Source organism: Paracoccus bogoriensis, from assembly GCF_019431455.1.
Lineage (GTDB): Bacteria > Pseudomonadota > Alphaproteobacteria > Rhodobacterales > Rhodobacteraceae > Paracoccus > Paracoccus bogoriensis.
The window spans coordinates 1-12,442 of the sequence record NZ_JAHYSR010000022.1; the positions used below are offsets into that span (position 1 = coordinate 1).

13 protein-coding genes and 2 pseudogenes are annotated in these 12,442 nt (G+C 67.2%); 11 read left to right on the forward strand and 4 right to left on the reverse strand.

Annotated features, from left to right (window positions below; genetic code table 11):
- Positions 1-69: 69 nt before the first annotated feature.
- The 7 genes and pseudogenes from KY389_RS11230 to KY389_RS11260 all read left to right on the forward strand — a co-directional run bounded on the left by KY389_RS11230 (position 70) and on the right by KY389_RS11260 (position 6,122).
- Positions 70-957, forward strand: a pseudogene (locus KY389_RS11230) (TRAP transporter substrate-binding protein).
- Between the two features lie 52 nt (positions 958-1,009).
- A complete protein-coding gene (locus tag KY389_RS11235; RefSeq protein ID WP_219831054.1) occupies positions 1,010-1,594 on the forward strand; it encodes a TRAP transporter small permease in 585 nt (194 codons plus the stop codon).
- Position 1,595: 1 nt separating this feature from the next.
- Positions 1,596-2,876, forward strand: a complete 1,281-nt coding sequence (locus KY389_RS11240) for a TRAP transporter large permease (RefSeq protein ID WP_219831055.1) — start codon at positions 1,596-1,598, stop codon at positions 2,874-2,876.
- A gap of 8 nt (positions 2,877-2,884) precedes the next feature.
- A complete protein-coding gene (locus KY389_RS11245; protein ID WP_219831056.1) occupies positions 2,885-3,166 on the forward strand; it encodes a cupin domain-containing protein in 282 nt (93 codons plus the stop codon).
- A gap of 10 nt (positions 3,167-3,176) precedes the next feature.
- Positions 3,177-4,001 (forward strand): 5-dehydro-4-deoxy-D-glucuronate isomerase, encoded by an 825-nt coding sequence (kduI, locus tag KY389_RS11250; RefSeq protein WP_219831057.1) that lies wholly within the window; start codon positions 3,177-3,179, stop codon positions 3,999-4,001.
- A complete protein-coding gene (gene kduD, locus KY389_RS11255; RefSeq protein ID WP_219831058.1) occupies positions 3,998-4,723 on the forward strand; it encodes a 2-dehydro-3-deoxy-D-gluconate 5-dehydrogenase KduD in 726 nt (241 codons plus the stop codon). The genes kduI and kduD overlap by 4 nt, the downstream gene beginning before the upstream one ends.
- Positions 4,701-6,122 carry a mannitol dehydrogenase family protein gene (locus KY389_RS11260; RefSeq protein ID WP_219831119.1) on the forward strand — a complete coding sequence of 474 codons (1,422 nt, stop codon included), beginning with the start codon at positions 4,701-4,703 and terminating at the stop codon, positions 6,120-6,122. The genes kduD and KY389_RS11260 overlap by 23 nt, the downstream gene beginning before the upstream one ends.
- A 10-nt stretch (positions 6,123-6,132) precedes the next feature.
- Here the strand turns inward: KY389_RS11260 and KY389_RS11265 are convergent, their stop codons facing one another.
- The 3 genes from KY389_RS11265 to KY389_RS11275 are packed head-to-tail and all read right to left on the reverse strand — an operon-like array spanning position 6,133 to position 8,918.
- Positions 6,133-7,041, reverse strand: coding sequence for a sugar kinase (locus tag KY389_RS11265; protein WP_219831059.1), 909 nt, complete (start codon positions 7,039-7,041; stop codon positions 6,133-6,135).
- The gene (uxuA, locus tag KY389_RS11270; RefSeq protein ID WP_219831060.1) at positions 7,038-8,246 is read right to left on the reverse strand and encodes a mannonate dehydratase; all 1,209 of its coding nucleotides are present in this window, start codon (positions 8,244-8,246) and stop codon (positions 7,038-7,040) included. The genes KY389_RS11265 and uxuA overlap by 4 nt, the downstream gene beginning before the upstream one ends.
- 9 nt (positions 8,247-8,255) lie before the next feature.
- The gene (locus KY389_RS11275; protein WP_219831061.1) at positions 8,256-8,918 is read right to left on the reverse strand and encodes a GntR family transcriptional regulator; all 663 of its coding nucleotides are present in this window, start codon (positions 8,916-8,918) and stop codon (positions 8,256-8,258) included.
- A gap of 234 nt (positions 8,919-9,152) precedes the next feature.
- On the opposite strand from KY389_RS11275, the gene KY389_RS11280 reads away from it, so the two are divergent.
- The 3 genes from KY389_RS11280 to KY389_RS11290 all read left to right on the forward strand — a co-directional run bounded on the left by KY389_RS11280 (position 9,153) and on the right by KY389_RS11290 (position 11,273).
- Positions 9,153-9,578 carry a hypothetical protein gene (locus KY389_RS11280; protein WP_219831062.1) on the forward strand — a complete coding sequence of 142 codons (426 nt, stop codon included), beginning with the start codon at positions 9,153-9,155 and terminating at the stop codon, positions 9,576-9,578.
- A 14-nt stretch (positions 9,579-9,592) separates the two neighbouring features.
- Positions 9,593-9,982 (forward strand): glycosyltransferase family protein, encoded by a 390-nt coding sequence (locus KY389_RS11285; RefSeq protein WP_219831063.1) that lies wholly within the window; start codon positions 9,593-9,595, stop codon positions 9,980-9,982.
- 385 nt (positions 9,983-10,367) lie between these two features.
- Positions 10,368-11,273, forward strand: a complete 906-nt coding sequence (locus tag KY389_RS11290; protein ID WP_219831064.1) for a glycosyltransferase family 61 protein — start codon at positions 10,368-10,370, stop codon at positions 11,271-11,273.
- A gap of 125 nt (positions 11,274-11,398) precedes the next feature.
- On the opposite strand, the pseudogene KY389_RS15435 reads toward KY389_RS11290, so the two are convergent.
- Positions 11,399-11,822: pseudogene (locus KY389_RS15435) on the reverse strand (transposase); the annotation flags it as partial.
- A gap of 391 nt (positions 11,823-12,213) precedes the next feature.
- On the opposite strand from KY389_RS15435, the gene nrdH reads away from it, so the two are divergent.
- Positions 12,214-12,435: a glutaredoxin-like protein NrdH gene (gene nrdH, locus KY389_RS11295; protein ID WP_219831065.1), complete on the forward strand. Its 222-nt coding sequence runs from the start codon at positions 12,214-12,216 to the stop codon at positions 12,433-12,435.
- The last annotated feature ends 7 nt before the right edge of the window (positions 12,436-12,442 follow it).

The window sequence follows — 12,442 nt, forward strand, 5'->3', positions numbered from 1 at the left end:
CCGCGCCTGCGCCCATTGCTCACGCCGCCGAATAATGGCACACAAAAAGAGAACAAACTCGACTTACGGGTGGCCCTGAAAACAGGGGCAGGTCACGTCGAGGGCGTCAAGGCCATGGCCGAAGAGGTACGCGAGCGCACCGAGGGCCGAGTCTGCATCGAGGTCTTTCCCTCGGCCCAACTGGGCGAAGAGCGTGACACCATCGAACAGACCCAGTTCGGCGTGATCGACATGGTCCGCGCCAGCTTCGGCACCTTCAACGACATCGTGCCGATGACACAGACCTTCTCGCTGCCCTATCTGTTCCGCGACGTGGATCACATGCACGCGGTCATGGACGGCCCCATCGGCGAAGAGATCGGCGCAGCCTTCGAGGAACGCGATCTGGTCGTCCTGGCCTATTAGGACGGCGGCGCGCGCAGCTTCTACAACTCGCAGCGCCCGATCAATTCGATCGAGGATCTTCAGGGCATGAAGATCCGCGTCATCCAGAACGACGTCTTCGTGGACATGATGGCCGCGCTTGGCGCGACCGCGACGGCGATGCCTTACGGCGAGGTCTATTCCGCCATCCAGACCGGCGTCATCGACGGGGCCGAAAACAACTTCCCCAGCTATGACAGCTCGGGCCATGCCGAGGTGGCCAAGTTCTACACGCTGGACGAGCATCTGATGGTGCCCGAACTGGTCGCCATGTCCAAGACCACCTGGGACCGCCTGTCGTCCGAGGATCAGGCTGTGATCCGCGAGGCCGCGCGCAATTCCTCGGCCACGCAGCGCCAGCTCTGGGCCGAGGCCGAGGCCGCCTCGCGCGAGCGCGTCGAGGCCGCCGGCGCCGAGATCGTCGAGGGCATCGACAAGCAGCCCTTCATGGACGCCATGGCCCCGGTTTACGAGAAATACGCGACCAGCCCCGAGGCGCAGGATCTGGTCGAGCGCATCCGCGCGACCGAGTGACGTGATGGGCCGCCCCCGCCCGGGGCGGCCCTTTTCCCATTGGAGATGCGCGATGCGCGATGCCTTGATCGGACTGGCCCGGCTGACCGGCGCCGTCGCACAGGCGGGATTGTGGCTGGCGGGAACCGGCCTCGTCCTGATGTGCGCCTGCGTCTTTGCGCAGGTGGTCGCGCGCTATCTGCTGGGCTTCAGCCTGTTCTGGGCCGAGCCCGCCGCCGTCATGCTGATGGGCTGGTTCATCTTCATCGGCGCGGCCGTGGGCGTGAAAGAGGGCTATCACCTGTCCTTCGACGTGGGGCTGATGGTGATGCCGGAAGGCTGGCGGCCGTGGTTCCACACCCTGTCCGATCTGGTCGTGACCGCCTTCGGGGTGGGGATGGTCTGGTTCGGCTGGCAACTGGCGGCGCGGGCGGCCTCGGGCGTGGTGCCGGGTCTGGGCATCTCGCGGCTGTGGGATTTCGCGCCGCTGATCGGTGGCGGCGTGCTGCTGGTCCTGTTTTCCGTCGAGCGCATCCTGCGCCGCGCGGCGGGGCTGCGGACACGGCGCTTCGGCGACATGGACGATGCCGCGGATGGCGCGCGCGACGGGACGGGCGCCGAGGGGCAGGCCGAGACGATGCTGCAGGGGAAGAAATAGCATGGAATACTGGATCCTCTTCGGCAGCTTCGCGGGGCTTTTGCTGATCGGCACGCCGGTCGCCTTCTGCCTTGGCGCGGCGAGCTTTGCGACCGTCCTCTATCTGGGCCTGCCGCCGGTGGTGGTGTTCCAGCGGCTGAACTCGGGCATCTCGGTCTTTGCGCTCATGGCGATCCCGTTCTTCATCTATGCGGGCGACCTGATGGTGCGCGGCGACATCGCGCGCAGGCTGGTAGCGCTGGCGGGGGCGCTGGTCGGGCATATGCGCGGGGGGCTGGGGCAGGTGAACATCACCGCCAGCCTGATGTTCGGCGGCGTCTCGGGCTCGGCCGCGGCGGATGCCAGCGCGGTCGGCGGCCTGATGGTCCCGCAGATGAAGGAAAAGGGCTATGACGTGGATTACGCGGTCAACATCACCGTCGTCAGCTCGATCATCGCGCTGATGATCCCGCCCAGCCACAACATGATCATCTACTCCATCGCCGCGGGGGGCCGGCTGTCGATTGCGGACCTGTTCACCGCGGGCATTGTGCCGGGGATGCTGCTGGCGATGATGCTGATGATGGCCGCATGGTGGGTGGCGCGCAAGAAGGGCTATCCGACCGAGCCGTTCCCCGGCCTGCGGATGCTGGGCGTGCTGTTCGTCTCGGCCCTGCCGGGGCTGATCCTGATCGCGATCATCTTCGGCGGCGTGCGCTCGGGCATCTTCACCGCGTCGGAAAGCAGCAACATCGCCGTGGTCTATGCGCTGGCCATCACCGCGCTGGTCTATCGCAGCCTGCCGTGGAGCGAGTTCGTCGAGGCGACCAAGGGTGCCGTCCGCACCACCGCGATGGTGCTTCTGGTCATCGGCTGCGCGGCTTGCTTCGGCTGGCTCCTGGCCTATCTGCGCGTGCCCGCCCAGCTGGTCGATCTGCTGCAAAGCGTGTCCACCAACCCCATCGTGATCCTGCTCCTGATGAACATCATCCTGCTGGTGCTGGGCACGTTCATGGACATGTCGCCGCTGATCGTCATCACCACGCCGATCTTTCTGCCCGTCGCCATGGCCTTCGGCGTGGACCCGGTCCATTTCGGGGTGATCCTGATCCTGAACCTCGGCATCGGCCTCTGCACCCCGCCGGTGGGCGCGGTGCTCTTCGTGGGCTGCGCGGTGGGGCGCATCAGCATCTGGCAGGCAATGCGCACGATCTGGCCCTTCTACGGCGCGGCCTTCGCGACGCTGATGCTGGTCACCTATGTTCCCGCGCTGTCGCTGTGGCTGCCGTCGCTCTTCCGCTGAGGTCCCCCATGCCCGATCCCGTCCGCACCGTGTTGGCCCATGCGCCCGAACTGATGGTCGTCCGTTTCGCCTTCGAGGCGGGCGACCAGGGCGCGCTGCACAGCCACCCGCATGTGCAATCGACCTATGTGCAGTCGGGCCGCTACCGCTTCACCATCGACGGCGAGCCGTCCGAGGTCGGACCGGGCGACGCCTTCGTCATCCCCTCGGGCGCCGTCCATGGCTGCACCTGCCTCGAGGCCGGCGTGCTGATCGACAGCTTCACGCCCCGCCGCGACGATTTTCTGTGAAAGGCCCCCGATGATCCAAGTCGAGACCCGCCACGCGGTCCATCCCGAACATGCCAAAGCCATGGACAGCGCGACGCTGCGGCAGCATTTCCTGGTCGAGGGGCTCTTCGCCACGGGTGAGATCCGGCTGACCTACACCCATTACGACTGCTTCGTCGTCGGCGGTGCGGTGCCGGACGGCGCCGCCCTGACCCTCGACCAGATCGCCGAGACCCGCACCCCCAGCTTTCTCGACCGCCGCGAGATGGGCGTCGTGAATATCGGCGGCCCCGGCCGGATCGAGGCCGCGGGCGAGGGCTGGGATATGGCGACGGGCGATGTCCTCTATCTGGGCATGGGCGCGGGGCCGGTGACATTTTCGGGGCAGGGGCGGTTCTACATCACCTCGGCGCCTGCGCATCGGGCGCTGCCGCATCGGCTGGTCACCGTGGCCGAGGCGAAACATGTCCATATGGGCGCGGTGGAAACATCGAACAAGCGCACCATCAAGCAGTTCATCCATCCGCTGGTCATGGAAAGCTGCCAGCTTGTGCTGGGCTATACCACGCTGGAGGATGGCTCAGTCTGGAACACCATGCCCGCCCATGTCCATGACCGGCGGATGGAGGCCTATCTCTATCACAGCATGACGCCTGAATCGCGCGTGTTGCACCTGATGGGCGAGCCGCAGGAAACCCGCCATCTGTTCGTCGCCAATGAACAGGCGGTGCTGTCGCCCCCTTGGTCGATCCATTCGGGCGCGGGGATCGGCGGCTATACCTTCATATGGGCCATGGCCGGGGACAATGTGGACTATACCGACATGGACTTTGTCCAACCCGAGGATCTGCAATGACCCCCTTTTCCCTGACCGGCCGCACGGCGCTGGTGACCGGCGCGAATACCGGCATCGGCCAGGCCATCGCGGTGGCGCTGGCGCAGGCGGGGGCCGAGGTCATCGTCGCGGGGCGGCGCGATTGCGACGAGACGCTGGCGCTGATGGGGTCCGGTCGCAGCCTGACACTGGATTTCGCCGACCCCATGGCTGCACGCGATGTCTTTGCCGATCAGCGCATCGACATCCTGGTGAACAATGCCGGTATCATCCGCCGCGACGACGCGGTGGACTTCTCCGAGGCCGATTGGGACGCGGTGATGGACACGAACCTCAAGGCGCTGTTCTTCACCTGTCAGGCCTTCGCCCGCGCCGCCCTGCCGCGGGGCATGGGCAAGATCATCAACATCGCGTCCCTGCTGTCTTTCCAAGGCGGCATCCGCGTGCCGTCCTACACGGCGTCCAAGCACGGGGTGGCGGGGCTAACGAAGCTGATGGCCAACGAATGGGCCGTGCGCGGGCTGAACGTCAACGCCATCGCGCCGGGCTATATCGAGACCGCCAACACCGGGGCCCTGCGCGCCGATCCCGACCGCAACCGCGCGATCCTGGAACGCATCCCCGCCGGCCGGTGGGGTCGCCCCGAGGATATCGTCCAGACCGCCGTGTTCCTTGCCGCGCCCGCATCCGATTACATCAATGGCGCGATCCTCAATGTCGATGGAGGCTGGCTTGCCCGCTAGATTTAACCGCACCCCGTCCAAGGCCCCCGCGGGCATCGTCCATCTGGGCCTTGGCGCCTTCTTCCGCGCGCATGGCGCGATCTATGTCGCCGAGGCCATGGCGGCCTCGGGCGGCGATTGGGGGATCATGGGCGTCTCGCTGCAATCGGCCGGCACGCGCGACAGGCTGGCCCCGCAAGGCTGGGCCTATACGGCGCTGGAACTGGGCCCCGAGGGCGAGACGCCGCAGGTCGTGACCGTGCTGCAAGGCGTCCTTGTCGCCCCCGAGGATCCGCAGGCGGTACTGGAGGCGATGGCCGCGCCCTCGGTCAGGATCGTCAGCCTGACCGTGACCGAAAAGGGCTATTGCCACGAACCTTCGACGGGGCGGCTGAACGCCGATCACCCCGACATCCGGCATGATCTGGACCAGCCTCTGCCGAAATCCGCGCCAGGCTTTCTGGTCCGCGCGCTGGCCCTGCGCCGCGACCGGAGGCTGCCGCCCTTCACGGTGCTCTGTTGCGACAACCTGCCCGGGAACGGCCGCGTTCTGCGCGGTGTCGTGCTGGAGCTTGCGCGCCTGATCGACCCGGCCCTGGCCGACTGGATCGCGGCCGAGGGCGCCTTTCCCTCGACCATGGTGGACCGGATCGTGCCCGCCACCACGCCCGCCGATCTGGACCGGCTGGAGGCGCTGACCGGCGCGCGTGACGAAGCGCTGGTGGTGCACGAGCCCTTCCGGCAATGGGTCGTCGAGGACCGCTTCTGCGCGGGTCGCCCGGATCTGGGCGCGGTCGGCGTGCAGCTGGTCGAGGATGTGACCCCCTTCGAGCACATGAAGCTGCGGATGCTGAACGGCGCCCATTCGGCGCTGGCCTATCTGGGCTATCTGGCCGGACATCGGACCATCGCGGACACGGTCGCCGATCCGGTTTTCGGCGCCTATGTCCGGCGGCTGTGGCAAGACGAGATCATCCCGGCGCTGACCCCGCCGCCGGGGGTGGACCTGGCGGCCTATGCCGATGCGCTGGCCGCGCGCTTTGCCAATCCGGCGATCCGGCACCGGACCTGGCAGATCGCCATGGATGGCAGCCAGAAGCTGCCGCAGCGTATCCTGGGCACCATCGCCGAAGGTCGCGCGGCGGGGCGGGCGGTGCCGGGCCTGACCCTGGCGGTGGCGGCCTGGCTGCGCTATGTTTCGGGGCGGGACGAGGCGGGCGCGCCCATCGACGTGCGCGACCCGATGGCGGCACGGCTGGCCGCGCTGTGGAACGATGACCCGGCCCGCACGGTGCAGAACGCCATGACGCTGGAGCAGGTCTTTCCGCAGGCGCTGCGCCGCGATGCGGGCTTCGTGCGCGACCTTTCGGACGCGCTTCATCGGCTGGTCGAACGGGGTGCGCGGGCGGCGGTGGCCTGACCCGCACGGGTCAGGCGGGCAGCGCTGCCCGGACCAGCGCGCCCGGATGGCGGATCACCCGCCGACTGAGCGCGTGGCCCGCCCGCACCGCCGCGCCGCAATCGGGCCGCGCCAGCCAGGCCGCCAGATAGCCCGCGTTGAAGCTGTCGCCCGCGGCGGTCGTGTCCAGGGCTGCCTCGGGGCGCATGTCGTCGATGATGCCCGTGCCATGGGCGCCGTCCCATACGATCGGCCCCCCGCCGTTCTTGACGACCACATGCCCCGCGCCAAGCGCCAGATAACGGTTCAGCGTCGCGCGCGGATCGGCATCGCCGAAATGCGTGGCCTCATCGTCGAAACTGGGCAGGACCAGGTCCGCCTGCCCGGCGGCCTCCTGCACCAGGCGGCGCATCGTTGCGGAGTCGGACCAAAGGCGCGGGCGCAGGTTCGGATCAAAGACCACCTGCGTGCCCTGCGCCCGCGCCGCGGCCAGCGCTGCCATCAGATTCCCGCGCCCCTCGGGCGGCAGGATCGCCAGCGTGATGCCCGACAGATAGGCCAGCGCGCAGCCCCTGAGCGCGCGGGCCAGCACCGCCGGATCATCGGCCAGCCGCCGCGCCGCGGAGCTGTCGCGCCAGTAGGAAAAGCTGCGCTCCCCGTCGGTCAGGGTGATCGCATAGAGGCCGATCTCGCGCGCGGGATCGCGGGCGACATGGGTCACGTCCAGCCCTTCGGCTGCCATGAACGCCACCGCGCGCTCCGAGAAGGGGCCAGTCCCCACCCGCGACAGATAGCCCACCTGCCAGTCCTCGCCCAGCAGGCGGCGCAGATACCAGGCGGTGTTCAGCGTATCGCCCGCGATGCCCGCGCGCCACAGGTCCGGCTGACCCGCGCCGGACAGTTCGACCATGGCCTCGCCGATGGACAGGATGCGGGTCATGGGCGGGGCTTTCGCGACAGGGCGGCCTCGACGCCGCGCAACTCGGCCAGGCCCTTCAGGCGGCCGATGGCCGGATAGCCGGGCTGACCGCCGCGGCCGATATCGTCCAGGATGTCCTGGCCGTGATCGGGGCGCATGGGAATGACGGCATCCGCGCGGCCCTGGGCGCGGCGGCGGGCCTCCTCGTCCAGGACGGCGTCGATCAGGGCCACCATGTCGGTCTGGCCGCCCAGATGCTCATCCTCGAAGAAGCTGTCGGGGATGGTGTCACCATCGCGGCGCACGTTGCGCAGATGCAGGAAATGCACCCGGTCGCCAAGGCGGCGCATCATGCCGGGCAGGTCGTTGTCCGGCCGCGCGCCCAAAGAGCCCGAGCACAAGGTGATGCCGTTCGCGGGCAGGTCCACGGCGGCCATGCGTTCGGCGTAATCGGCTTCGGTCGACATGACGCGGGGCAGGCCCAAGAGCGGGAAGGGCGGATCGTCGGGATGACAGCAGAGCCGCATCCCCAGATCCTGCGCGACGGGGGCGACCTGCTCCAGGAAGTCGTGGAAATGGCGGCGCAGAACGGTATCGGTCACGGGGGCATAGCTGTCCAGAAGGTCGCGCAGCTGCGGCATCGTCAGGCTGTCGGCCGCGCCGGGCAGACCGCAGACGATGTTGCGCGCCAGTTCCGCGCGGCGCTGGTCCGGCATGTCGGCAAAGCGGCGCGCAGCGGCCTCGCGCAGCGGTTCGGGCAGGTCGGCGGCGGCGCCGGGGCGCGCCAGGATATGAATGTCGAAGGCCGCGAAATCGACCAGATCGAAGCGCATGCAGCGCGCCCCGTTCGGCCGCCGCCATGACAGGTCGGTGCGCGTCCAGTCCAGCACCGGCATGAAGTTGTAGCAGATTACGCGAATCCCCGCGGCGTGCAGATTCCGCATCGAGACGATCCAGTTCGCCACATGGCCGCGCCAATCGCCGGTCTGGGTCTTGATCGCCTCGCTGACGGGCAGGCTCTCGACGACCTCCCAGGCAAGGCCCGAGGGCGTGCCGTCGCGCATATGGGCGATGGCCTGCTGGCGGGTCTCGATCTCGGCAGAGGACCAGACCGCGCCGGTGGGGATGTGGTGCAGGGCAGTCACCACGCCCTGCACCCCGGCCTGCATCATGTCGTCGATCGAGACGGTGTCGGCGGGTCCGAACCAGCGCCAGGTCTGTCGCATCGTGGCCTCTCAGGTGGTGAAATACTCGGGATAAGCGGCGGCGATCTGCGGCAGTTCGGTCAGCATCTGCCGCAGATGGGCGCGGGTCGCGGCCTCGGCTGCATCCGCGTCGCCCGCCAGCAGCGCCGCAAGGATGGCGCGGTGCTGGGCGATGGTCTCGGCCCGGTCGAAATGGCGCATCGCCATGTGGCGCAGGCGGTTCATCTGCGCCTTCAGCCGCTCCAGATCCGACCAGACCGCGGGGTGGCCCGCAGCCTCGGCCATCGCGCGATGAAAGAGGTCGTCGGCCTGGATGAAGGCGGGCACGTCGCCGGCCGCATGGGCGTGGTCCTGCGCCTCGATCTGGGCTTGCAGGGCCGACAGGTCGGGGCGGGCGCGGGCGACCATCCGCGCCAGGTCGGCCTCGACCGCCTCGCGGATCAGGCGGGCGGACAGGATGGCGCTGGTCGAGATGCGGCCGATATAGGTGCCGCGCTGCGGCAGCACCTCGGCCAGGCCATCGGCGGCCAGCCGGATGAAGGCCTCGCGGACGGGCTGGCGCGACAGGCCGACCTGCTGGGCGATCTCGGATTCCGAAAGGCGCGCCCCAGGCGGAAGGTCGCCGCGCAGAACACAGCCATGCAGCCATTCGTAAACCTGCTGCGCGGTCGAGATGGGACGGGTCAGACGCATGTCATCCTGCTACGGCATACTTCCATACAAGTCAAGGCGCGGCGCTTTTCCGTCCGCCTGCACAGGATCGCCGCAGTGCTTGCAGAGACCGCCGCCTGCCTGCCGGTCCGGCCTTGACCGGTGCCCTATCCGCCGTTGACACGGCGCCGCAGAGGCATGACAAGTCGATACATGAAAAGCGCCTCCGTCCGGGCGGCGCTGCGGTTCACGAGTTTCGGTTCAGGGAAAAGTCACTTGCCCGATGACGCCTGCAAAGACGCTTTCCGCCTGTTCTGGTGGGTTCCAAGGAACAAGGGTATCAACCTTGGAGACGAGATTTCGCCCCTGGTGCTGTCGCATGTCAGCGGCCGCAAGGTCGTTCGCGGATCGCCGAAAGATTGCGACGGCATCGCCATCGGCAGCGTGTTCAACCCAGCGATGGCGGATCGTCGCAAACGCACCGGGCCCCTGTTCGTCTGGGGCAGCGGAACGGGCAAGCCCATGCCCTGCGCGATGCGGCAGATGTCGGTCACGATCTCGGCCCTGCGCGGCCCGCTGACCGCCGGCCAGATCGAGGGGTGCCCCGATGTGCCCTTTGGCGATCCCGGCCTTTTCGTGCGCGAGATCTGGCCCGGCCCCCCCCCCCCCCCGAGGGGACCGAGCGAACCAGGATCGGCCTGATCCCGCATCACAGCATGTTGAAACATCCGGCGCTGAACCAATTCGCGCAGGCCTTCGGCGAGGTCGAGATCCTGGACTTCACCGACCCCGACATCGCCGGGACGTTGTCGAAGCTGGCGCATTGCTCGCGCATCGTGTTGTCCAGCCTGCACGGGCTGATCTTTGCGGATGCCTACGGCATTCCCAGCCTGTTCTGGAAGGAAAGCGACGCGACGGTCCCCTGGAAATACCAGGACTATTTCCAGGGCGTCGGGCGTGAAGGGTTCTGTCACCGGACCAGCGCCGAGATCGTCGAGACCACGCTGAAAGACGGAGTCGACGCCTTGCCCTTTTCGCTTTTGCCCGAAAAACGCTGCCTGGACGTGCTGAACGGTCTGCGCGAGGCCGCGCGGGCGATGCCCTGATCCAGGCGCCGCGCCCGTGCGTGTCGTTCGGGCGCGGCCGTTTCAACCCGAGGCTGGCCCCGCAATCGGGCCGTGATGAAAGCGCGTAACGATGCATAGCCCTTATATCCCCGGCGTGGACGGCCCGATGGTGCCTCACCCCAAAGGGACGCTTCACGGAAGGGAACTGGGGCAGGTCGCGATCGATCTGTTCGATGGCCGAACGATCTGTCCCTGGCCGCGCATCAAGGGCAGCGGTGGTATGAAATCCCTGCAAGGTGTTCAGCGCCGCAACTGGATTGTGCGCGGTTCGGGCATCGTGCCGCTGGCTGGTGCGGTCTGCGATCGGGGCGTGCTCTTTACGGCAGATAAGATCCCAGTCATGGGCTTTTCCCGCGACAAATTCTTGCGACGATACATTATTGAAGGCAAGGTCTATCGCGCCGGTCCGGGTATTGCGCGCATCGCCGAACGCTCGCTTGTGGTCTTCATGAGCGACACGGCGAATTACTACCACTTCATCGCGGATGTGATGCCGAACCTCGCCCGCGCCATCGGCGCCGCGGCCAGTCTGGGGGTCGAGCAGTTGGTCATCTATGGCGCCCAGCCCGAAGGCGGGTTCCGGCGCGCCTATCTGGACCTGATGCTGGCGCGCCTGACAATCCCCGTCCGTTACGAGGCTGGTCCCTTCATCGTCGATGACGGGTATTTCATCGTCCACAGCCCGCAGGGCTACGCCCGTGACCCTGATACCGGCGCGCTGCTGAATGTGCCGCAACCCGGTCCTTATCCCTTTCCGGTTTCCGAGGGGATGTGGGATTTCTTCGACGCCTTCGATCATGGCCATGTCAGCCTGCCCGAGCCGCCGATCAGGGCCCCCATCCTGATCGTGTCGCGCGCGCATCTCGACAACCGCAAGATCGTGAACGAGGATGATCTGGTCGCAAGCCTCGCCCCGCTTGGCGCCCGGCGAGTGGTTCTTGAAAATTATGCCCTGCCCGAGCAGATCGCGATGGTCCGAGCCGCGCGGGTTCTGGTCGGCTGCCATGGCGCCGGCATGATCAATGGCGGCTTTCTCGGGCAGGGGGGCCGCGTCATCGAGATCACGGCCCGCCAATACGCCGCCCGGTCGCGCGACTTCGCACGATTGTCGCATGTGCGCCCGATCCGCTATTCCTTCATCCTGGCGGACGAACATGGCGAACGGTTCCGCATGAAATCCAATCTGGGGAACAACATCATCATGTCTCCGCAGGCTCTGGCCAAGGCGCATGAATGGGCCAGCCAGACGCTGGCTGAACGGGCCGGGTAGGCCCCCGGAGTTCCGGACGGATCCCGCCGCCCACGGCTTGAGACGCGCGGCACCCCTGTTCGGTCGCAGGCGCGAGCAAGACCGTCTGGCGCACGTGAACTGCCGGTTTCGGCCAGGCTCGGGCCTCACAACCCATAGAGCACGACGGCGCCGAGGCAACAGGCTGACAGGAACAAGTCCGCGCAGCGGTCGTAGCGAGTGGCGATGCGGCGCCAGTTCCTGAGGCGGCCGAACAGTTCTCGATCCGGCGGCGTTCCTTGTAGAGTTCGGCGTCGCATTCGACGGGAAGCTTTCGCGCCTTCCGCCCGGGATGCAGGGGATGATTTCCTGCTCGATCAAGGCGTCGTGGAACCAGTCGGCGTCATGACCACGGTCGGCCAGCAGCGCCCTGGCCTTCGGCAGAGACCCCGGGAATGCCCGCGCGCCGATATGGTCCAAGCTCTGCCCGGCAGTCATGAAGAAGGTGATCGGCCGCCCCAGGGCATCGGCCAGCGCCTGCAACGTCCAGTTCAGCCCCGTGCTGCGCCCGATGAACCGCTGCGCCCCCGGTTCGTCTGTCAGCAAATAGAGATCGCTCATCTTGCCCACCATTTCGGGAGCTTGAGGCGCGCCGTCGCAGCTTGCTTAGGGAAGTTTGCGGGTTCTGGAACCTGGACAATCCGCCCGTCGGGTTTCGCCTGCGCCTTGGTGTCCACGAAATCGTCAAGATGACGATACCAGATATTGACACTCGGCTGACGGTGCATTCTATATGATGTGGCATCGCGTCCATCGCTCGCGCCGTGGAGGAACGGGTTCAGCCCGTCGAGACGCCCTTTTCACCGGGCGTTTCGCCCGGTCGGCGAAAGGACGCGACGACACGACATCACAAGGACCGGGCAGCGGGTCCGGGGGCGGAAAGGCCCTTGCCCCGCGCCTCTGACAGGAAAGCGACCAGGGCATGACCATCATCGTTTACAGCAAACCCGCCTGTGTGCAATGCACCGCGACAACCCGCGCGCTGGATGCCCGTGGACTGGAATATGACGTGATTGACCTGACCCAGGATGACGAGGCCATGGCGCGCGTGACCGAGCTTGGCTATCGGCAGGCCCCCGTCGTCATCGCAGGAGACACGCACTGGGCGGGCTTTCGGCCAGACATGATCAGCGCGCTGGCCTGATCCGTGT

Excerpts from the sequence above, each read along its gene's own strand:
- KY389_RS11235 (WP_219831054.1), top strand. The coding sequence starts at position 1,010 with ATGCGCGATGCCTTGATCGGACTGGCCCGGCTGACCGGCGCCGTCGCA.
- KY389_RS11240 (WP_219831055.1), top strand. The coding sequence starts at position 1,596 with ATGGAATACTGGATCCTCTTCGGCAGCTTCGCGGGGCTTTTGCTGATC.
- KY389_RS11245 (WP_219831056.1), top strand. The coding sequence starts at position 2,885 with ATGCCCGATCCCGTCCGCACCGTGTTGGCCCATGCGCCCGAACTGATG.
- kduI (WP_219831057.1), top strand. The coding sequence starts at position 3,177 with ATGATCCAAGTCGAGACCCGCCACGCGGTCCATCCCGAACATGCCAAA.
- kduD (WP_219831058.1), top strand. The coding sequence starts at position 3,998 with ATGACCCCCTTTTCCCTGACCGGCCGCACGGCGCTGGTGACCGGCGCG.
- KY389_RS11260 (WP_219831119.1), top strand. The coding sequence starts at position 4,701 with ATGGAGGCTGGCTTGCCCGCTAGATTTAACCGCACCCCGTCCAAGGCC.
- KY389_RS11265 (WP_219831059.1), bottom strand. The coding sequence starts at position 7,041 with ATGACCCGCATCCTGTCCATCGGCGAGGCCATGGTCGAACTGTCCGGC.
- uxuA (WP_219831060.1), bottom strand. The coding sequence starts at position 8,246 with ATGCGACAGACCTGGCGCTGGTTCGGACCCGCCGACACCGTCTCGATC.
- KY389_RS11275 (WP_219831061.1), bottom strand. The coding sequence starts at position 8,918 with ATGCGTCTGACCCGTCCCATCTCGACCGCGCAGCAGGTTTACGAATGG.
- KY389_RS11285 (WP_219831063.1), top strand. The coding sequence starts at position 9,593 with ATGTTGAAACATCCGGCGCTGAACCAATTCGCGCAGGCCTTCGGCGAG.
- nrdH (WP_219831065.1), top strand. The coding sequence starts at position 12,214 with ATGACCATCATCGTTTACAGCAAACCCGCCTGTGTGCAATGCACCGCG.